A 20,558-nucleotide genomic window follows, 5' to 3' on the forward strand; every position below is an offset into this window, starting at 1 on the left:
GGACCATATTCTCACATTTCAATCCAAAGAAAAAAGGCCTTTGTTATACCCCGGAAACAATTAATTTCTACCCAATAAACTAGTTTCTGAAATGAAACAACTCAACGAAGTACAACCCAAAAACAGTGCCCCAAGCATTCCGGCGATTCCCTCGGTTGAACGCCGAATGTTCATGCGCCAGCTTGGTTTATTGTCGGCTTCAACAGCCGCCTTTCTGGCCTCCTGTGCCCGGCCAACCGATGATTTGATTAGTCCGGGCAGTGGGCATTCGGGCGCGCGGATGGGGGCGTCGATTCTGCCTGACGGGACCATTGATTTAGGCTCAGGTGACCTCGGCATCTCAAACCTGGCTTACACCCTGGATCAGCTAGAGACGGCTTTTTATGCCACCGCTCTCGAAAAAGCCTACGGGATCAGCCAGCAGGATCGTAAGGTCATTGCCGAACTGCATGACCATGAACTGGTCCACCGCGAATTTTTCAAGGCCTTGTTAGATGGCAACGGCATTCCGATGCTGGACTTTGATTTCAGCGGGATCAGCTTTTCCGACCGCAATTCTGTATTTGATGCGGCTCAGCAATTTGAGGACGTAGGTATCGCTGCCTTCAATGGAACGGGTCCGCTGATTGAAGATTTGGAACTCCTGAAGATAGCTGGAAAACTAGTTTCTATCGAAGCCCGGCATGCTACATTAGCCCGCTACATGCTTCAGCCAAAGTCATACTTTTCGCTGGGTCATGAATTGATCGATCCTCAGGGACGCGACTGGGCTTTAACACCAGAAGAGGTCGTTAAGAAAGCCCAGCCTTATATCAAACAAAAAATCAGTGTTGCTAATCTTCCCAAATACTAACTCAGCCTTCGTATGAACTTGTTTAACATTTTATCAGACATAGAAAAAAGCGACGCTGAAGCCTACGAACGGGTGGAGTTTTCACGGCGGAAATTATTAAAAACAACGGCCTTTGCGGCTGTTGGTACGAGTGCTCTGCTGACTACCACCCTTAACAAAGCGTTTGCGGCCGACGGCGACGTAGTGGATGTGCTCAACTTTGCCCTCCTGCTCGAATATCTGGAAGCAGAGTTCTATGCAAGGGGTCTTGATCAACCGGGTCTGATCCCGGGCAATGATCGGAATGTGTTTATGAAAATAGGCGAGCACGAGAAACAGCACGTTGAATTTCTCAAGTCAGCGCTGGGTGGTCAGGCCATTGCTAAACCAGCTTTTGATTTCACCGCGGGTGGAAAATATCCCGGTGCCCTATCCGATTATACAACCTTTCTGACCTTATCTCAAGCTTTCGAAGACTTGGGCGTACGGGCGTACAAGGGACAGGCTCCCCGGCTTAAAGGAAATCGGGACGTTTTGTTGTCAGCTTTGAAGATCCATTCCGTCGAAGCCCGTCATGCGGCTGATGTCCGACTGATTCGTGGGTTGCGGGTATGGACTTCAGAACAGGAGACGGGTGGTGCGCCAGCGGCCGTGTATGAAGGGGAAAACCTGCTGTATCAGCACGATGCTGTCGATTTAATCTCGCTGGTAACCCCAAAAATTGCTCAGCGGGAAGGTAACCCTGAAATGACTACAGAGAAAATCGTTCGTGAATCATTTGATGAACCCCTAACGAAGGAAAAAGTATTGGCTATCGCTGGCCCATTCGTTGTCAGTGCTTAAAGAGCCCACTACGTATACGTATGTAACTTTTGAATTGCGTATATCGTCGTTCGTAAGCGGTTAAATTAATGAAAAAGGGAGTCCTGATTGAGCAATCAGGACTCCCTTTTTCATGTTTTATAGGATAACTGTAACGGCAATTCTTTTCGTAATCAGGCTCCTACGATTTTATGAGTCATTGCCACCAGAAGAAGAGTTACGTTAAAAATTATTGGGGGCCACACACCGCTTCCAGTATTCCATAATCACAGTAATGCTTTTTTCTAATTCATCCATCGATACTTGCTTGACAAAAAAGCCCTGTACGGATAAACTGTAGGCATCAATCACCATTTGCTGGCTCACGGCTGTGGAAAAGAAGAGATACGGAATACACTTCACTTTTAGCTGGGCATCCATATGAATTTTATCCCGCAGGGCAAACCCGTCCAGTTTCGGCATATTAATATCCGACAAAATCAGAAACGGAACTTCCTCCGTCTTATTTAAGTAATCCAGTGCTTGCTGGCCATCCAGAAAATAAACAACTTTGTTGGGGTAACCTAGTTTCTGGAAAACCACTTCTAGTAATAACTGGTCGTCGAGGTCATCTTCGATGATGATAACCGGTCCATTTTTATTCATAGGTAGGAAGGGCGTCGAATGAATGGATTGCCAAGACCCAAGACTGGACAATGACAACAACCGGTTATTACGGCTTAGCTCAGCAGAAGAAATCCCAATTCAGGTAAGCCGCAAAATAAACTTATCATTTTGGGCAGATAGAGCCTATTTAGTTAACCGGCTGGCTCCTGTGATTGTTTTAGTTAAGTTGGATAGGTATACGGAATAGTGTTCCATGACTGATTGGGTGCCGGAGAGGGCCGTTCCCTCATCATTACGGTTGTCATATGACTCATAAGTCAGTTTAATCCGTTATACTTAGTACAAAAAAACCATTTACACATTAGTACCCATTTATGCATTACGATTATGCCATTGTTGGAGCCGGTTTTGCCGGAAGTGTATTAGCTGAACGCCTGGCCACTCAGTCTGGAAAAACAGTCTTATTGATCGATAAGCGCCCTCACATTGGCGGTAACGCCTATGATTGCCTCAATGAGGACGGCATTTTGATCCATCAGTATGGCCCACATATTTTTCATACAAACTCCCCCGATATATTCACGTACCTGTCACAGTTTACCGAGTGGCGGCCCTATGAACATCGGGTGCTGGCATCGGTAGATGGGCAATTGCTGCCTATTCCCATCAATCTTGACACCGTTAATAAATTATACGGCTATAATTTTACCTCCGAGGAACTGGCCGACTATTTCAAGAGCGTAGGGGAGTCCGTCGACGATATTCGTACGTCTGAGGATGTGGTCGTGAGTCAGGTAGGCCGCGATTTGTACGAAAAGTTTTTCCGGGGATACACCCGCAAACAGTGGGGCGTTGACCCGTCGGAACTGGATAAAATGGTTACGTCACGGATTCCGACCCGCACCAACCAGGATGACCGTTATTTTACGGACGAATTTCAGTACATGCCACTTCATGGCTACACGAAGATGTTCGAAAAAATAGTGGCGCATCCAAATATCCACCAGATGCTCAGCACCGACTTCAAGCAGGTAAAAGACCAGCTTTCGTTTGATGAGCTGATTTATACCGGTCCAGTCGATGAGTATTTCGACTTCTGCTATGGCAAACTTCCATACCGTTCTTTACGATTCGATCATCAGACGCTGGATGTGACGGATTATCAACCCGTTTCGGTTGTAAACTACCCGAATGATCACGCCTATACACGTATTACGGAGTATAAAAAGTTGACTGGTCAGGAGCACCCTAAAACCAGTCTGACTTTCGAGTATCCGCAAGATGAGGGAGATCCGTATTATCCGGTACCCCGACCCGAAAATGCGGAGCTATATCGTCAGTACAAGCAGTTAGCTGATCAGCAGCCCGGCGTTCACTTCGTGGGGCGGTTAGGTACGTATCGATACTATAATATGGATCAGGTAGTGGCTCAGGCCCTGACTTTATACAAAAAATTAGTAGGAGCTGGTTCGCTTCAGGATGTGATTGTGGGCTAACCTGTCAAGACGACGGAAAAGGTTGTTGACCCTACTTATCATTAATCAATGGCAAGTAGGGTCAGCAACTTTTTCATAATTGCATACCTACGTATCGAATGAAGAAATTTCTGCGTGAAAATGGGCTGTCTCTCCTGTTTGTATTGATTACCGTGTTAACCTTGGCCGGTCAGATTGCAGTAGGCCGGAACGAGTTCAACAACGAACTGAGTGATTACGGGCGGCCTCCTCTCACGTTAAGTGAATACCTCACCAGTGGTCATTGTATCGAAGCCGTTTTTGAAAACTGGGAAAGTGAGTTTTTACAGATGGGCTTATACGTACTCATGACCGTTTCTCTTTATCAGAAAGGCTCCTCTGAATCCAAAAGCCTTTCTGAGCCAGAAGAAGTTGACCGGGAGCCTTCCCCTTCGCGCAAGGGTGCTCCATGGCCCGTTCGGCGCGGAGGATGGGTGTTGAAACTGTATCAGAACTCGCTTAGTATTGCCTATTTTGTTCTTTTCGCCCTTTCGTTCTGGCTGCACGCCCTGGGCGGCCTCAAGCAGTACAATACAGAACAGGCGCTGAAAGGGAAAAACGAACTGCTTAGCCTTTGGCAATTTTTAGGGACGAGCGAATTCTGGTTTCAGTCCCTGCAAAACTGGCAGAGTGAATTTCTGTCGGTATTATCAATCGTCGTATTGTCTATCTATCTGCGACAGAAGGGATCGCCCGAATCCAAGCCAGTTGATGCGCCTAACTCCGAAACGGGTGAATAATCAACGCTCATTGATGTCAACGTGAAAAAGCTATATCTTCTTTTTAGTCTGTTGGGCTGGAGCCTGACCGCGCAAGCTCAGCAAACCATTTTTAGTGTACCCTCGTCTGATATAACCCCGAAACATAAAATTCTGGCTCAACAGCAAGTCGATATCAACGGAGAACAACTACGTTCATCGACAACCGTTGATTTTGGGCTGGGCCGAAATTGGGAAGTTGGCTTCAATCTATATAATGTCGATTATCAGCGTGAGCAGCATAGCTGGCTACGAAATGACACGACCATTCAGATGCCCTATGCACCTTTACTGCTGATTAATGCCCAGAAGACGTTTGACCTGACAGATGCCCTGCACCTGGGCCTGGGTGGTCAGACCGGATTAAATCTATTCCCAACAGGGCATAGTTCCTGGGAGGGCTGGGGCTATGTGAACCTGGGTGGCAGTTTTGACAATGAGCATTACCAGGCCGTAATTGGGGCCTATGCAGGCAATCAGCGGTATCTGGCCGAGGGCTCAACGGTGGGTATGCATGCAGGTATTGACGCCGGAATCTGGTACGAAAAAGTGCACCTGCTTGGCGACTGGGCTACTGGTACGCATGAATATGGGCAACTGGTGCTGGGAGTAGAAGTCTATCTACACAAGCACCTCCCACTGGCTCTTGGCTGGCGACGGTCCAATAAGGATGGTGACCAGGGGCTAGTTGTCCAGCTAACGTATACGCCCAAATAAATACCTGGTGTTTCAGGTAGGATACGTTTCTGTCAGTAACTGCTTAAAAACCAGTGCATCCTGACGCATGTGTATGTTGTTGAAGAAAACATACGCAGGTTTATTCGCTGGTAATAACTCCGTCAACTCCGTTAATTCGGCTGGCTCATATTGATAACGCCACCCCTGCCGACCGTGAAGCCGAAAGTAAACGTGTTCCGGGGTTACGGTCGTGGTGGTAAATGGATCAACCACATGCCACAGGTGGAGGTCTTCACATAACGATTTTATCACAGACTTATCCCAGGGACCGCGAGGCTCCCAGCAGCATATAAGGTTCTTTCGCTCAATACGGGAGAAGAACTGAACCAGATTATGAATATGCTCGGGCGTCTGGGTGAAACTGGCTGGGCACTGAAACAGTACCGTTTTAACACCCAGCGCCTGAGCACAGGCCAACGAGAATTGCCAGGCCTCGTCAACAAGGGTAGTCGGTTTGAAATAGCCAGCCGCTGCCCGCTCAGGTTCCGAAAGAGTCCGCTTCAGCCGGTTATAGGTTGGACTTTTTGCCGGGTGTGTAATGAGTTGCCAGGCTTTCAGCGTGAATTCGAAGTCAGGTGGTACCTCACGTCGCCAACGTTCCAGGGTGGAGAGCTGGGGCGGCTGATAAAAGGTTTGCTGGATTTCGACGCAGGAAAATAGCGTTGCATACGCGGCTTTCGAGCCACCAAGACCACAAGTGCCAATTTGTACATTGCTTTTCATCATGGCTTACGTTATCCTATACTTCGCGCGTATGGCCCTGATTGAAACAAACGCCGGGATTGACTGACGACACGACCAAATTACACCCGGCTTTATGGTTACACGGTTACAGGAACGGTCTGGTTGCTAAGAATACGTCCCATGTGCCGCCAGGTAAGATCCCAGGACTGTTTCCGTAAAAACAAGTCCAGTGCTACGTCATCGCTGCCCAGTGATTTCTGCAATGCCGATTCGATGCCCTGCTGGAAGGCTGATACAGAATCAGCTATAACGACCCGATCCCAACCACCGTAAGTCCGCACGACATCCCGGATGGGCGTAGACACAACGGGCAAACCAGCCGCTAAATACTCCGGTGTTTTGGTTGGACTGATAAACCGCGTTGCCTCGTTGATGGCAAATGGCATCATGGCTACATCCCAATGGCTAAAATAAGCGGGCAATTCTTTATAATTTTTCATGCCCAGAAAATGTAGATTTGGGCCTTTAGGTAACGTAGCAGGGTCTATTTTGACAATCGGTCCTAGCAGGATAAACTGCCAGTCGGGCTGCTGCTTCGCCAGTTCGTTCAATAAGGCCAAATCCAGTCGCTCATCAACAACCCCACTGTAACCGATTCTGGGACCTTGAATCGCTACCTGGTCGGCGGGATCGTCATAACCCGCGCCCGAAGGGCACAAGCGAGCTTGAGCAAAGTGGTCATAATCGATGCAACTTGGAAAGGCATAGACGTTTGGATGACGCTTCTGCTTTGCCTCATACAGACTGTACCCACCGGTAAATACAACATCTGCCCGGTTTAACAGCCGTTGTTCCTGTTCGATGAGTTGCGGTGAAGCTCCCAAAAAGGCTGATAGTTCATCCATACAATCATACAGGACCAACGATGGGCGAAGGTGATCCGTAAAGGGAAATGCCATCGGCGTATAGTACCAGGTGATATAGTTGGTTAGCTGCTGTTGATCAATTAATTGATTGACCAGCTGCCGTTGTAACCGGATGGCGGTCTGTTCATCGATGTCACGGGGCAGATGGGGAACCACAACGCATAGGTTCTCGGCTACCGATCGAATCTCCAGATGAAGTGTATCCTGCCAGATTGGTTCTTCTACGTACCAGACTTTACACTGACGGGCGGCCCGGCTCAGCAAATGTTGCGGACGCTGGTAAACAAAGTTCCAGCGAAGGTGGGCAAAACAAAGTATGTGATCGAAAGCAGAACATGACGGTTCTACCTTAAATGCGTCGCTATTTATTAATTGAGTTGGTTTTTCAGTGCCTGTAGATTGAGTTCGGCTTGCCTGGAAAGGAAGTGCCGAAACCCCGTTTAAAATATCGCTCATAGTTGAAAACGTTGAGTTTTGTGTGTCCTGCCTGGTTAAGGCCATGCCTTGTTGACAGGTATGTAGTAACTCAACCAGGCAAGTCAGAATTTATCGTTCTCACACCCCCGACGAGTGAGGAAACGGCCCCCTAATTAGGGCTCAATTTCACGGTTAACCTTCATGCTTGGTTTTAAATTAAGCGTTCGTTGGCCGGTAATACAGTATTCCAGCGTATTTTTGTTACTGGATTTCCCTGGGTGACTATGAATAGTTCAGCAAAAATGAACGTAGCGATTCAAGCTAATTTTAAAAATGCCAACGTATTAATCATTGACGATAATCTGGATCATGGAACGATCATGAAGGATTCGATGGCCCGATGTTTACCCGAAGTAAAACCGATACTAATCAATACAGAGGAAGAGGCATTAGCGTATCTGGATCAATGTAGCCGGGAAGAGTGGGCGTTGCCCAAACTAATTTTGTTGGACTTGTACTTACCCAACCGGCAAAACGGCTGGCGATTACTCGAACAGATTAAAGCGATGCCAGCGGCAATAGGCAAAATACCGGTTGTCTTGCTTAGCCAATCATCGGATAAGAGTGATATTCAGGAAGCTTACCAACGGGGTTGTTCATCATATATGGTAAAACCCCGCTTATTAACCGATTGGCTACAACAGTTTCAATCGCTGAGGACGTATTGGTGGGAAACGGTAACCCTGCCTAAAATCGACTATTCCCTTTTTTAACTATTCACTGCCTGATTGTGTGGATACCTGTGCCACCGTCAATCAATACTTTGTGGATGCAAATGAACGTGAGTAGCCGTTCTTCAAAATAAACCAGTCCCTTCTTCCGACTTGCGCGATTTTTGGTTGTGATTCAGTACAGTTTGTTCCAGCCAACAACTGGGCATCAGGCTTCCAGAATCTACTTAATGGGTGTAGTGAAGCGGGAAGCGTATTCGGAACAACGTACCACGACCGGTAATACTTTCTATTTCAAGACTTGCCTTTAACAACTCACATAAGCGTTTGACAATTTGTAGACCTATCCCTTCGCCCTGTCTGGTGTGTTGGGCTAGCTCACTCAGTTCAGCGCTGTCCGGAATCGTTGGTACATGCTCTGGTAAAACAGTTACTGGTTCACCTGCGTCAGCGGCCAGTACGCTGGTCGCTTCAACCGTGGGCCTGAGCTGATCGCCCAGGACGCCCGCTAAACTAGGCGGTAACCCTGGTCCCGAGTCCTGAACACTGACCAGCCACCGGGCTTCGTTTTCTAGCGACCAAGAAACAGATATAAAACCGGTTGGGGTATACCTCAACGCATTCAGTAGTAGGTTTTGCATAATCCGTTGTAATTTAATCGGATCGGTTTCAACGGATAGCGAAGCGGGGCCATTAGCTCGAAGCACCAATCGGCGCTCACGGGCCAGCGTCTGACCACTTTCTACTAGCTCGTTTAATAAAGGAGCAACATCGACGGGTTGAATCTGAAGCGTTTCTTCGCCAGCTTCAATTCGGGATAAATCCATTAACTCCTTTAACATAACTTCCACGCTGGCCAGGTTTCGGCTGAGCATTCCTAAATATTGCTCGCGTTGCTCCTCACTTAATCCCTCCAGTTTCAACATATAAGCCGCCCCGTTGATGATGCCCAGGCCACCCTGTAAATCGTGGGTGGATGTTCGTAGCAGATTCACCCGATCCTGCGATAATTCGGTCATTTGAGCCAGAGCTTGCTGTAGCGTTGTTGCCCGCTGAGTAGCTTCCAGCCGTTGTAACTCATCAAATTTGGAGACGCTGCCTTCCATGGTTTCCTGCATGACCAGGGCAATCTGTTGATGTACCTGAAGCATCAGACTAGTCTCCGTCTGAGGAAAAAGTCCTTGAAATACCGCCAGCTCGTTATACAGCATCTGAGTTAAAAGAGATAACTCCCGCATCGTATTCAGCAGATCAAAGGATTTTTGCCAGCGGTGTAGACCGTGTGCCTGGGCTGTAATGGCAGGATCAATTCCAGGTTCCTTTCCCAACAAACGTGCTTCAAGAATATCTAAGATGAGTGGCAGAAGATTATTGAATTCTTCCCGGCTTAGTGATAACCCTATGTCCAAGGTTGGATCGGCCTGACAAGCGGTCCGCCAGTTATTTAAAATCGTTTCCCGTTGCGCAAATAAGTAGGAAACGATAGCCGATAAAGACTGGGGCAGATCAGAGACAATAGGTTCCATAAGAGTGTAATAAATGACAGGTTCGCCGTTCGGATAGTTTGATCATATACGTTGGTAAAACAGCACTGGCAGCCTTGAGAGAGGTAGATGACCGTAACAATAACTGACAACCCCGCTAAGTAGTTGGCGCCTGACTCAACTTTCTTGAATGGCCACCCTGAATGAACAGAAAAGCCCCTTCCAGAATAAGCCCCTTTTCCTAAATCTAATGAATGTGCTGGAAATCGTCTGGTCAACGCGGATTTCCAACAACCTCCTGCCAGTGTCAATCAATACGCATCGGTAAAATAGTGTTGTCTCTTTCTGCTCGCTATGTAAGAATACCATACCCTCGATGAGAAAAAGAACTCAGTGCATCTACAGTCAAAGTACCGTTGCCTTACTACTGGCGATAATGGGTTAGCTATATAAGGGAGGATATAGTTTACTGGTAATGTGATCATCGCCTGGGTAAACCAACTCGACAGATGAAAAAATACAATGACAGTCGCCACGATTAGCCGGATCAGGATGATCCCAATTGGAAAGTGGTAAAAGGGCGCGCCTAAAACAGCTGATCGTTCATCCGCGAAAATGGGTGATCCATAAATTTCCTAATGACAAAACCAATCAAAAGATAGGACCTATGCTTGCTATGAATTACCGGGGGCCGTTTCGAGTCCGGGCCGCCCATAAGCCTTACCCAGAAATCCTTCATCCCGGTGACGCGATCGTTCGGGTCACCCGTTCCTGCATTTGCGGGTCGGATCTGCATCTCTATCATGGGCTTGTTCCGGATACCCGGGTAGGCATGACATTCGGTCACGAATTTATCGGCGTCGTCGAAGAGATTGGCTCATCGGTTCAAAAACTGGCCGTGGGCGATAACGTCATTGTTCCTTTCAACGTCGCCTGTGGAACCTGTGCCTTTTGTAAGCAGGGCCTTTTTGGAAATTGCCATGAATCGAATCCGCAGGCTACAGCCGTGGGCGGTATATTTGGTTACTCGCACACAGCCGGTGGCTATGATGGCGGACAGGCTGAGTTTGTGCGCGTACCCTACGCCGATGTGGGTCCAACGATTATTCCAGAGTGGATGGATCATGATGACGCCGTTCTGTTGACCGACGTAGTACCGACAGGCTATCAGGCTGCCGAGATGGGCGGGATCAAGACGGGGGATACCGTTGTCGTGTTCGGGGCTGGGCCCGTGGGTATTATGGCTGCCAAGTGTGCCTGGTTGTTTGGTGCTGGCCGGGTCATTGTTATTGACCACCTGGAATACCGGCTTGACTTCGTCCGGAACTATGCTCAATGTGAAGCGTATAACTTCCGGTCGATGGAAGACCCCGTTTTATTTATCAAGAAAACGACTGACTGGTTTGGCGCAGACGTTTGTATCGATGCCGTTGGTGGAGATGCCTCTGGTAGTCCTTTACAAACCATTACGGGAAAGAAACTACTGCTACAGGCAGGCTCGGCCACTGCGCTTCACTGGGCGATAAACTCGGTTAAAAAAGGTGGTATCGTGTCGATTGTGGGCGTGTACGGCCCCACCGACAATCTGGTGCCCATTGGTAACGTAGTGAACAAGGGCATCACTATTCGGGCCAATCAGGCGTCGGTTAAACGGCTGTTACCCCGGCTTATCGACCATATACAGGCTGGCCGCCTTGATCCAAAGGCCATCATTACGCATCGGGTACCTTTAGAAGAAGTTGCCGATGCTTACCATATCTTTTCGGCTAAGCTGGACAATTGTATCAAACCTATTCTCATTCCCCCTTCCGCCAGAAAATAACCTGTCAAATCATGGAACAAATTCCGAACGAATATTCGCATATCAATGGGTGGGGAATAGATGCTGACCCGAAAAATGAGCCCACCTACCCGATGAAAAACTATACGGGCGACGATCATCAACGGATTAACTGGGAAAGGCCCCCGCTTCAGAACGTAACCGTGGAAATACTTAAATCCAACGAGCGGCCAAATCTTACCGCCGTTTTTGGTACGTCTTCACCACCCTCTGGCCTGAGCGGGGCTATCCGCCGGTATGCCTTCAAATCGTCGGAGTCGGAGTACGGTCACTGGCTTCCTCTATTGCTGGCCGATCGGATTAATGTGGTGGAAGGGATCATAGATGATCTGCGACAAGGACATATACCAAATATTTTTGCTGAAAAGGGCTGGAAAGCGGACTGGAAGTATAATCGCATCGGCCTGGCCAAAAACGTACTAATCGGGGTCGCTGTCACCACCGCACTGATAGTTCTGGTAAATCGAAAGAAGAGAAAATCAGCCCTGTAGAGAGACGGGCGGAATAGTGCTACTAAATCCCTGTATGTATGAAACTCAAGACGATTGTTGACCAGCTTCAACACGAAACGAAGGTAATTCAGGGTGAGGCTACCAAAGATATGTCGTATGCCAGTCACGCTACGTTTCAGGACGAATTGGTAGCCGAAGAAGCCTTTGCCCGCTCTCTTAACAAACTACTGAACGTAAATGGCTGGTCGGCTCTTTCCAGCATTTCGGCAGACTTTGCGCTCTACGATCCGGTTGGTAAAGCTAAACCAGATGGACCAGTCGATGTAGACGATTTTATTCAGATCATACTGCCCGGTCCAACGCCAGAAAACTGGGTGCGGGTTACGTATAAATCCATGGATAAAAAACGAGCGGAGTTCACGGTTCAACCCTGCCCGAATCCATTGGCCAACAAGCCGGACCAGATTGAACACTTTTTCAATCAACAGGCTCGCAGCACTTTTCGGGTCGAACTAGTAGGGTGTACCCTGAGCGCATTTGAAGTTGGCCAGCAGGAAGCAATTAACAACCAGCAGCCACAGGCCGGAGAGCGTGCTCTTATCAACACGCTTATTGCAGAAACAGGCTGGCTATTTTACCAAAAAATCCAGTGGAAACTGCTGACAGATTACCTGGTGCATGTATAAGCGCTGTATACAAATACAGAAATCAAATGATTTTTCGTTTGCGTTTCGACTCTGGTTTTGCCCGAACTGCTGTTCAGACCACAGGTGGCCGTGGATGGAACGGAGAAAAAGACGCTTTATAAAGTGATCTGCCGATCCACAGCGGGAAGGATTCTCTTTATAAAAAGAGCCTTACCGTTATGAATCGGCAGATGATAATAGAACTTTGGTTTATGGCCGTGCTGCGGTTAGAAGCCAAAGTTCTCAATAAACGTAGTATGCTTAATACTCGTATTTAATGCCCATTTTCTTTGCCATATCCGCAAATACCTGGGGATCGAAATCGTCAGCACCCGGGGAGTTGAGTTGTGGCTCTTCCTCTAAATCAGGGACCGGATAGCCGGGAATGGCTCCCTCGATCACCACACATTCCTGTCCGTCATCCGGGTGAGGGCCATTCCAGATAAGACCTGACTGCTTATAATCGTCCTGGCTAAAGGTGTACAATTGTAAATGCAGCTTTTGATCCATAAACTTCCTGGCTTCGGGAAACGCGTTGTTACTTAAATCCGGAATCGGCAGGAGTTTAGTGACTTCTACACCCGTAAGTTTTTCGAGGGCTTTAGCGTAGGCTACAATGTGCAGTCCGCCACGTACCAGCAAATAACCCACCATCGTGCGGGCCGTTGGGTCTGATACCATTTCGTAAGCGCGCATTTTGTTGCCCCGCGCCCCACATTCCAGAAAGAAATTGTGGAGCAGATCCAGTTTCAAATTACCGCTGCTAAATACATTCTGTCCACTCCAGAAATTACCCATCGAGTCGACAGGTAAAGACCCTTGCCCACTGGCAATATAATGATACGTATTGCGGGCATTAACGGCATCGGCCAACGGGGCTGTAGTTGGATCGAATCCCCGTTTGGTTACACCTGTCAGAAGAAGGTTAATGGCGTAGGAAACCACCTCGATATGACCGTATTCTTCGCCTGCAATACTGGCAATTACATCATAGAAAGGACGAATTTTCTTACGGCCCCGAAAGTTAAAGGATTGAAAGGTGTAGTTCATCAGCGTTGACATCTCGCCGAATTTACCTCCTAGTAGTTCCTGAATGGCTGCAGCATCGTTAGCCGATGGGTTCTTGGGTACGGGCAACTCAATAGGAAGCCGGTCCATCTTTAGAATCATAACCTTGTGGTTTAGTTGGGAAGCCTGGAACACTTGTCCATCAAACCAACCTGCTCTACTGGCCTATGGTTTGGAAAAAGATACCCCTGTGAGGGAACGGCCTTATTTCTCGGAAGCCGTACAATTATCTACGAGTCACAAACAAATCTGACTTATAAAGGGTGGCAACAGCTACGTCACCACCTTTTACAATGTATTAAAACAGATTGGGATTACAACTTATCTATCCTGGCAGAGGGTTCTGATGAAGACTACTGCAGTTGAGCGGCTTTGAGATTGACGGAACTCGTCGCAATGTAAGTTAGCTTCTGATCGGCCGCTTTCTCCTCTCTCAAGGTGGTCTCCAGTAAATTGGCAATCTGCTCGAGGCCGGTTTGCAGGGCTAGCGTTCGCGCCGTACCATAGCTGGCAATTTCATAGTGTTCCATCTTCTGAGCAGCGGCAATGATAGCAGCGTCTGCCAGGGGGCCATCCTCCAACTGATCCAGCAAATCCTGGGCCTCTTCAACAAGTCCTTGCATGGCCATACAGGTCTCCCCATCGGGGTCAATACCTAACTGCCCGGCAATCTGCTCCAGCCGGGTCAACTGGCTTTCTGATTCCCGTTGATGGACCTGTAGGGCCTGCCGGAGTTGATCGCTTTGAACTCGCTGAACGATTTGGGGCATCGCTTCCAGCGCCTGTTTTTCGGCGGAGTACATATCCTGAATTGTGTGCTCAAAAAATTCATCCATTGTTTCCATACGTCGATCGTCAAGTTTATTTGTTTGCATTGACCCTGAGAGAACGTCAATAATAGATGGATGGCTATCGGGTGTGAGGCAGCGGTCCTGTCTCTAAGATAACTCACTTACGTAAATAGCCGGAGTCTGGTAAACAAAGTAGCTTAACGTATCGAAAGGAAGCCGGGGAAGAAAGGGAAGACTCACATCATTTACTTTTTTGCGGGAGACATCCAGTAACAAGATGAACGTAGTCCTTCAAAAAATCATTAGACTTAGTACTTGGACGCTCTTCTGGTTGATACGTACCTAATCAGCAAAACGTATATACACTATGAAGATAAGGAACCAGGTTCACCGATGTTGTAAAGCGTACCCGTTGGGCAATTTGTCTCAACATTACCGGGATGCCCCTGGTTACAGCCTCTGATTGATCAATGTACCATGATTCAGATTACCTCCTGGTTTACCCTAAGCTTGACAGCGCTCTTATTTTTTATAGCCATTTTTGGGCGTTATGTCCTATTCTCGCTAGCCTTCTGGTGGCTCTTTGCGAACGGAAAGAATGACCAGAAAACGCGCCAGACCATACAGGTGCGTCCTGTTAAAACCGGACAGCAGTGGCGCGAAATTGGTTGGTCAGTGCTGACCTCCCTGATTTTTACGGCCATAGCCTCAGGCGTTATGGTAGCTTATCAGCACGGGTACACGAAGATTTACACAGATATCCATGCTTATGGGTTGGTTTGGTATCCCGTCAGTATTGGGTTGGTATTACTCATCCATGAAACGTATTACTACTGGCTTCATCGGTGGATGCACCGCCCCGGTGTCTATCAGTGGGTTCATAAAGTCCATCATGATAGCCTAACGACTTCCCCCTGGACGGCCTTTTCGTTTCACCCGCTTGAGAGTACACTACAAGCGCTGGTCATACCTGCTTTGACCTTCGTGTTGCCCTTGCACAGTACGGCTGTCGGTCTTATTCTGATTATCATGACCTTTTCCGGGGCAATCAATCATTTGAATACGGAAATATACCCGCACGCGTTCGATCGACACTGGCTGGGTCGCTGGCTGATTGGAGCTACCCACCATAGCCTGCACCACAGCCAGTTTCGCTATAACTTTGGCCTGTATTTTACGTTCTGGGATAAATGGATGGATACCGAAAGTCCAGATTTCCACCGACTCTTTACCCAGAAAAGTAAGAAAGACCCCGTTTGAATTAAATCGCTTGCCGTTACTTACTAACGCTGATTTCAACGGCGTTTTCAAAAACTCCTTTCCAGACGATTGCTGCCAAGATGCCGCCTAGAACCGGTGCGATCAAAAACAGCCAGAGTTGCTCCATCGCTTTACCACCCGCAAAAAGAGCGGGTCCCAGGCTACGGGCCGGATTGACGGACGTACCGGTAATGGGAATCGCAACCAGGTGAATCAGCACCAGCGTCAGACCAATTGCCAGCCCTGCCATGGTCGGATTACCCCAGGTAGCCGTTGTCTTAAAAATGACCAGAATGAATAAAAACGTCATGACCGTTTCCGTTATAAAGGCGGATTTCATACTGTAAGCGCCCAGATACCCTGGCCCCCAGCCATTAGAACCCAGCGCCCATTCCGTCATCATAAAACCGGGCGCCCCGCTCTGAATGACATATAAAACCCCAGCAGCCAGCGTGGCCCCCATAAACTGAGCGATAATATAGCCGACTGCTGGACGTGGTTTAATTTTACCCGCCACCAGCATCGCAATCGTGATCGCTGGATTGATATGGCAACCCGAAATGGGCCCAATGGCGTAGGCCATCACCACTACGGATAGACCAAACGCAAACGAAATGCCCAGCAGGCCAATACCAACTGGTCCCGTTGATGTAATGCCGGATATACCTGCGGCTCCGCAACCAAACAGGACCAGCGAAAAGGTGCCGATGAACTCAGCCAGATTCTTTTTCAAGGAAAAAGTTGATTTAGTCGTGATAGTGCATCACGAAGGTTACTTTTTAAGACCGAAGTTCTTCGAAATCCCAAAGCCCGCACCGCTCCCAAATGCTACGTGAAAACTGGTAGCTGATTCGGGGATGCCCGCAAATTTCTGTGAGCTAAAGCTGAGCGAGCCGAACGTAAAATTGAGGGCGAAACTATTTTTCAGATTCACTCCGATGGCGGGAAAGAGCGTTCCCTGGAAACCCGTATAAGATGTCGTATTGGTGGTTTCTCCAGATAAATAATTGGCATTGAACTGGCCATAGATGGCAAATATACCGGCCAGCGGCTGGGTGTATCGAATGAATGGCCCGATGGCTACATTGGATGATTTATCAGTATCCTTTGCCCCATTCAGATTCAGATTTACCCCAGCCGTCCAGTGGTCGTTCCATTGATAACCAACGCCGGGTGCGAACGAATAATTAGTATAGGTAACCCCATTGACTTTTTGAGAATCGAAGCCTACATTTCCGTAGACCAGTAACGTATTACTTTGTGCTTTCACGCGTACTGTACTCATTGCTGCTATGAACAGCAGTAAACCTACTTTTTTCATCGTCTTATTTAATACTACTGGGTGCTTGTTCAATTAAATTTGATCACCCTGTAGACGATAATAAAGTGAGAAGTAACAAAGAAAAGTAACCCCTGTCAGCTGTGACAATTTCTTTATTTATTTGCTAGTGTATGCTCAATGTAGTATCAAAAAAAACTTCTTTTAGGTACGTTACTTTTGCCCACTTATCGAATCTAACTGATAGGTCGGTCAATCTTTTTCGTCAACGTTTTTGATACCGGAATAGAGAAAGACGAGTGTTTGGATGGTGAACCGGATTACCCGCTTTCTCGCTTGCTAAGAAACATTAATAACAACTATTTCTGTTACAGCCAGTTCCTTTTAGGGACTGGCTGTTTTTATAAAGGGGCATATAGGTGTGTACTGAGAAATAAGCCTATCCGCTATTTGACAACAAGAATGGACGTGCGCGTGCTGGCCTATATAATACCTGGTACGTAGCATCGACCTGGAGTTATACGTCTATTTTACCTTGCCAATGGTTGGTCAGAAAGACGTAGCCGATCAAAAAACGAGCGATAGTCTGATTGATCAGAATACCTGATCGAAAGCGACATGGCCGCAAATCAGAATTAGCCCCTTATCTTAACTGGATAATCTCTCCGGCTAAATCAGTAAAAATGGTAGTAACATCCGTAATACGTATACCAGCTACTACCATTGTAAAACAGATCTTTGTAAAGATATCATCCGGTTTAAACCAGCTGATGGTAGCGACGATGGAACGCTTAATCTTATAAAATAAACTTATATACCTGTGGCAAAATTTAGCTTGAAAATCAATGGATGAATCAGGCAGGTAGACGCCGACCCATCGACGCCCATGCTTTGGGTGCTACGTGATCATCTAGACCTGCCTGGCACCAAATACGGCTGTGGGATTGCCCAGTGCGGAGCCTGCAAGGTGCATCTGAACGGCGTGGCGGTACCTTCCTGTCAGCTACCTATTTCAGCAGTTGGCAAGCAGGCCATCACCACCATCGAAGGCTTGTCGGTCAATGGCGACCATCCGGTGCAAAAAGCGTGGCTGGAACACGACGTAGCACAATGTGGCTACTGCCAGGCTGGGCAAATCATGACGGCGGTAGCGTTATTGAAAGAGAACCCCAAGCCGAGTGACGCCGACATTGATTCGGCCATGAGTGGCAATATCTGTCGGTGTGGCACATACCTACGTATCAGAGAAGCTATTAAATCAGTCGCGAAGAAATAATACCCTGGGTTCAACTTGTAAACAGAACCTTTCCCATGACTACTGGTAAAACTACATATAACAGGCGTTCCTTCTTAAAGGCATCGCTTCTCTCAGGTGGTGGCCTAATGCTCAGCGTTAGCTGGTTATCGAGCGTAAAGGCCGCCGACAAAATGGAAGCCTTGAACTTGCCGGAGCAGTGGGCTCAACTGAACGGCTATATTCATATTACGCCCGACAATGTTATCAAACTCATTTGTCCTAACCCGGAGTTTGGCCAGAACGTAATGACTGCGCTGCCGATGATGGTGGCCGAAGAACTGGATGCAGACTGGAAAAACGTAGTCGTTGACATGGGTCCGCACGACAACACGAAATTAGGCCCTCAATTTACGGGGGGCAGTAATTCGATCCGGATGTATTGGAAACCACTCCGCGAAGCCGGGGCAGCCGCCCGACAAATGTTGCGCGAGGCAGCCGCCCAAAGCTGGAGTGTGCCGGTCGAAGAGGTGATCACTAAAGCGGGCGTATTGTCTCATTCGAGCGGCAAATCGGCCAAGTATGGTGAAATGGCCAGTAAAGCCGCTACTCTGACGGTGCCGAAAGGCATGAAACTGAAAGCCTCGAAAGATTTCTCGATCGTACGGAAATCTCAGAAAAATGTTGAGGGGAAAAAAATAGTAACCGGCAAACCACTTTTTGGATTGGATTATCGGGCCGACGGTATGTTAATTGCCATGATTCAGCATCCGCCTGCCTTCGGCATGAAACTTAAATCGTTCGATGCCTCACAAACCCTTAAAATGTCGGGCATCACTGATGTTTTCAACCTGAAATTGTATGAAGACAATTTCGAGCAGGGCGGTTTCGATACCCGTACGTTCAACGATTTACTGGTTGTGGTGGGCAAAAGCACCTGGGAAGTCATGAATGCCCGCAAAAAGCTACTCGCCCAGTGGGAGCCTGCCGGCGATACCAAAGATACCATGAGCGGCAGGGGCGGAAAACGAGAGGTTACTGTTCCGGGCGGGCTGGAAAGTACCAGTGCCCAGCTTGAAAAAATGCAGGAACAGGCCAAAAAGCCGGCTCAACAATTACGAAAAGACGGTGACCCCGAAACGGCGTTCAAAAATGCGGCTCAGATTATCGAGCGCACTTACAATGCCCCTTTCCTGGCCCATAACTGCATGGAACCGATGAATTTCTTCGCCCATGTTACGGATGAAAAAGCCCTGTTGGTAGGTCCTTTGCAAGCACCGGGCTGGGTAGAACCTACGCTATCAAAACTATTAAACCTGCCTGCCGACAAGATTGAGATGCAGATGACTCGGATGGGTGGGGGCTTTGGGCGGAGAGCGTATGGCCATTATCTCAGCGAAGCGGCTCTGATCTCGAAGAAAGCCAAAGCGCCGATCAAACTGATTTATACCCGCGAAGACGACATGACCTACGGCATCTATCGTCCGATGTACACCGCTACGTATCGGGCTGCTTTAGATGCTAATAAAAACCTGATCGGTTTCCATGTGAAAGGGGGTGGCATACCGGAACATGCCATACATGCCAACCGATTCCCGGCCGGAGCGGTTGAGAATTACCTGGCCGAAGGCTGGGAGATTCCGTCCAATATAACCATTGGTGCCTTCCGTGCTCCGCGTTCCAACTTCAACGCGGCCGCCGAACAATCCTTCCTGGATGAAGTGGCCGAGGCTATGGGGAAAGACCCCATCGAGTTCAGACTGGAGCTTTTGAAACGGGCCAGGGAAAATCCGGTGGGAAAAAATAATGAATATGACCCCGACCGGTATGCGGGTGTGCTGACGCTGGTGCGCGACAAGTCGGGCTGGAACAAGGCAGATGTCGCCACGCCGGGCAAAGAGACGTACCATCGCGGGGTTGCCGCTTATTTCTGCCATAACTCGTATGCAGCGCACGTAGTCGACATGGTGACCCGCGATGGTCAACCCTACGTTGAGCGGGTATTCAGTGCTATAGACTGTGGTATTGTGGTCAACCCCGATGCGGCCAAAAATATGGTGCAGGGGGCCGTGGTCGATGGGATCGGCAATGCGTTCTACGGGGCTCTGACGCACAAAAATGGAGCACCCGAGCAAAGTAACTTCCATAATTACCGGATCATTCGGCATAACGAAGCCCCTAAACAGATTGACGTTCACTTCGTGGAAAATGACATCGATCCAACCGGCTTAGGCGAACCCCCCTTTCCGCCTGTATTTGGCGCGGTGGCCAACGCATTGTATAAAACCACCGGCAAACGGCAGTATAACCAACCGTTTAAGCCCGAACTAGATAAGCGGATTTAGGGCTCATCTGCATAGACTGACTTTAGCGTCAAAAAGAGTAGCCGACCGCAATGTTTTTTTGCGGTCGGCTACTCTTTTTAATTAGGACTAC

The 20,558-nt window shown here is 48.3% G+C and carries 21 protein-coding genes; 13 read left to right on the forward strand and 8 right to left on the reverse strand.

Going from position 1 to position 20,558, the window contains the following annotated elements:
• Positions 1 to 91: 91 nt before the first annotated feature.
• The gene (locus tag BM202_RS10955) at positions 92 to 853 is read left to right on the forward strand and encodes a ferritin-like domain-containing protein (RefSeq protein WP_093825854.1); all 762 of its coding nucleotides are present in this window, start codon (positions 92 to 94) and stop codon (positions 851 to 853) included.
• Positions 854 to 865: 12 nt separating this feature from the next.
• Positions 866 to 1,675, forward strand: a complete 810-nt coding sequence (locus BM202_RS10960) for a ferritin-like domain-containing protein (RefSeq protein WP_093825855.1) — start codon at positions 866 to 868, stop codon at positions 1,673 to 1,675.
• 201 nt (positions 1,676 to 1,876) lie between these two features.
• On the opposite strand, the gene BM202_RS10965 is transcribed toward BM202_RS10960, so the two are convergent.
• Positions 1,877 to 2,299: a response regulator gene (locus BM202_RS10965; RefSeq protein WP_093825857.1), complete on the reverse strand. Its 423-nt coding sequence runs from the start codon at positions 2,297 to 2,299 to the stop codon at positions 1,877 to 1,879.
• A 335-nt stretch (positions 2,300 to 2,634) separates the two neighbouring features.
• On the opposite strand from BM202_RS10965, the gene glf reads away from it, so the two are divergent.
• From glf to BM202_RS10980, 3 genes are all read left to right on the forward strand, one after another.
• Positions 2,635 to 3,756, forward strand: a complete 1,122-nt coding sequence (gene glf / locus BM202_RS10970; protein WP_093825859.1) for a UDP-galactopyranose mutase — start codon at positions 2,635 to 2,637, stop codon at positions 3,754 to 3,756.
• 98 nt (positions 3,757 to 3,854) lie between these two features.
• Positions 3,855 to 4,514: a DUF6766 family protein gene (locus BM202_RS10975; protein ID WP_093825861.1), complete on the forward strand. Its 660-nt coding sequence runs from the start codon at positions 3,855 to 3,857 to the stop codon at positions 4,512 to 4,514.
• Between the two features lie 21 nt (positions 4,515 to 4,535).
• Positions 4,536 to 5,249 carry a hypothetical protein gene (locus BM202_RS10980; protein WP_177236558.1) on the forward strand — a complete coding sequence of 238 codons (714 nt, stop codon included), beginning with the start codon at positions 4,536 to 4,538 and terminating at the stop codon, positions 5,247 to 5,249.
• A 12-nt stretch (positions 5,250 to 5,261) separates the two neighbouring features.
• On the opposite strand, the gene BM202_RS10985 is transcribed toward BM202_RS10980, so the two are convergent.
• Positions 5,262 to 5,996: a DUF72 domain-containing protein gene (locus BM202_RS10985; protein ID WP_245776617.1), complete on the reverse strand. Its 735-nt coding sequence runs from the start codon at positions 5,994 to 5,996 to the stop codon at positions 5,262 to 5,264.
• 95 nt (positions 5,997 to 6,091) lie between these two features.
• Complete coding sequence (locus BM202_RS10990; RefSeq protein ID WP_093825865.1) at positions 6,092 to 7,336, reverse strand: glycosyltransferase family 1 protein; 1,245 nt, start codon at positions 7,334 to 7,336, stop codon at positions 6,092 to 6,094.
• 245 nt (positions 7,337 to 7,581) lie between these two features.
• On the opposite strand from BM202_RS10990, the gene BM202_RS10995 reads away from it, so the two are divergent.
• Positions 7,582 to 8,070, forward strand: a complete 489-nt coding sequence (locus BM202_RS10995) for a response regulator (RefSeq protein WP_093826292.1) — start codon at positions 7,582 to 7,584, stop codon at positions 8,068 to 8,070.
• A gap of 185 nt (positions 8,071 to 8,255) precedes the next feature.
• Here the strand turns inward: BM202_RS10995 and BM202_RS11000 are convergent, their stop codons facing one another.
• Positions 8,256 to 9,554, reverse strand: coding sequence for a sensor histidine kinase (locus BM202_RS11000; RefSeq protein ID WP_093825867.1), 1,299 nt, complete (start codon positions 9,552 to 9,554; stop codon positions 8,256 to 8,258).
• A gap of 148 nt (positions 9,555 to 9,702) precedes the next feature.
• Between BM202_RS11000 and BM202_RS37205 the strand changes: the two genes are divergently transcribed.
• The 4 genes from BM202_RS37205 (at position 9,703) to BM202_RS11015 (ending at position 12,490) form a co-directional block, all read left to right on the forward strand.
• A complete protein-coding gene (locus BM202_RS37205; RefSeq protein ID WP_177236559.1) occupies positions 9,703 to 9,840 on the forward strand; it encodes a hypothetical protein in 138 nt (45 codons plus the stop codon).
• Positions 9,841 to 10,179: 339 nt separating this feature from the next.
• Positions 10,180 to 11,334: a zinc-dependent alcohol dehydrogenase gene (locus BM202_RS11005; RefSeq protein ID WP_093825869.1), complete on the forward strand. Its 1,155-nt coding sequence runs from the start codon at positions 10,180 to 10,182 to the stop codon at positions 11,332 to 11,334.
• Positions 11,335 to 11,345: 11 nt separating this feature from the next.
• Entirely contained in the window at positions 11,346 to 11,843 is a 498-nt protein-coding gene (locus BM202_RS11010; protein ID WP_093825871.1) for a hypothetical protein, read from the forward strand.
• A 38-nt stretch (positions 11,844 to 11,881) separates the two neighbouring features.
• Complete coding sequence (locus tag BM202_RS11015) at positions 11,882 to 12,490, forward strand: hypothetical protein (RefSeq protein WP_093825873.1); 609 nt, start codon at positions 11,882 to 11,884, stop codon at positions 12,488 to 12,490.
• 261 nt (positions 12,491 to 12,751) lie between these two features.
• Here BM202_RS11015 and BM202_RS11020 read toward each other — a convergent pair whose 3' ends face one another.
• The gene (locus BM202_RS11020; RefSeq protein ID WP_093825875.1) at positions 12,752 to 13,660 is read right to left on the reverse strand and encodes a manganese catalase family protein; all 909 of its coding nucleotides are present in this window, start codon (positions 13,658 to 13,660) and stop codon (positions 12,752 to 12,754) included.
• 251 nt (positions 13,661 to 13,911) lie between these two features.
• Positions 13,912 to 14,433: a YciE/YciF ferroxidase family protein gene (locus tag BM202_RS11025; protein WP_245776618.1), complete on the reverse strand. Its 522-nt coding sequence runs from the start codon at positions 14,431 to 14,433 to the stop codon at positions 13,912 to 13,914.
• Positions 14,434 to 14,826: 393 nt separating this feature from the next.
• Here BM202_RS11025 and BM202_RS11030 point away from each other — a divergent pair, with 393 nt between their 5' ends.
• A complete protein-coding gene (locus BM202_RS11030) occupies positions 14,827 to 15,609 on the forward strand; it encodes a sterol desaturase family protein (RefSeq protein WP_093825877.1) in 783 nt (260 codons plus the stop codon).
• Between the two features lie 16 nt (positions 15,610 to 15,625).
• Here the strand turns inward: BM202_RS11030 and aqpZ are convergent, their stop codons facing one another.
• A complete protein-coding gene (gene aqpZ, locus BM202_RS11035; protein ID WP_093825879.1) occupies positions 15,626 to 16,342 on the reverse strand; it encodes an aquaporin Z in 717 nt (238 codons plus the stop codon).
• 39 nt (positions 16,343 to 16,381) lie between these two features.
• Positions 16,382 to 16,930, reverse strand: a complete 549-nt coding sequence (locus BM202_RS11040; protein WP_093825881.1) for an outer membrane beta-barrel protein — start codon at positions 16,928 to 16,930, stop codon at positions 16,382 to 16,384.
• Positions 16,931 to 17,741: 811 nt separating this feature from the next.
• Here BM202_RS11040 and BM202_RS11045 point away from each other — a divergent pair.
• Both BM202_RS11045 and BM202_RS11050 read left to right on the forward strand, forming a co-directional pair.
• On the forward strand, positions 17,742 to 18,164 hold the full coding sequence (locus tag BM202_RS11045) for a (2Fe-2S)-binding protein (RefSeq protein ID WP_262507675.1): 423 nt from the start codon (positions 17,742 to 17,744) through the stop codon (positions 18,162 to 18,164).
• A 35-nt stretch (positions 18,165 to 18,199) separates the two neighbouring features.
• Positions 18,200 to 20,467, forward strand: coding sequence for a xanthine dehydrogenase family protein molybdopterin-binding subunit (locus BM202_RS11050; protein WP_093825883.1), 2,268 nt, complete (start codon positions 18,200 to 18,202; stop codon positions 20,465 to 20,467).
• Positions 20,468 to 20,558: the final 91 nt, after the last annotated feature.

The sequence above is a fragment of the Spirosoma endophyticum genome (genome assembly GCF_900112365.1).
In the GTDB taxonomy this organism is placed as follows: Bacteria; Bacteroidota; Bacteroidia; order Cytophagales; family Spirosomataceae; genus Spirosoma; species Spirosoma endophyticum.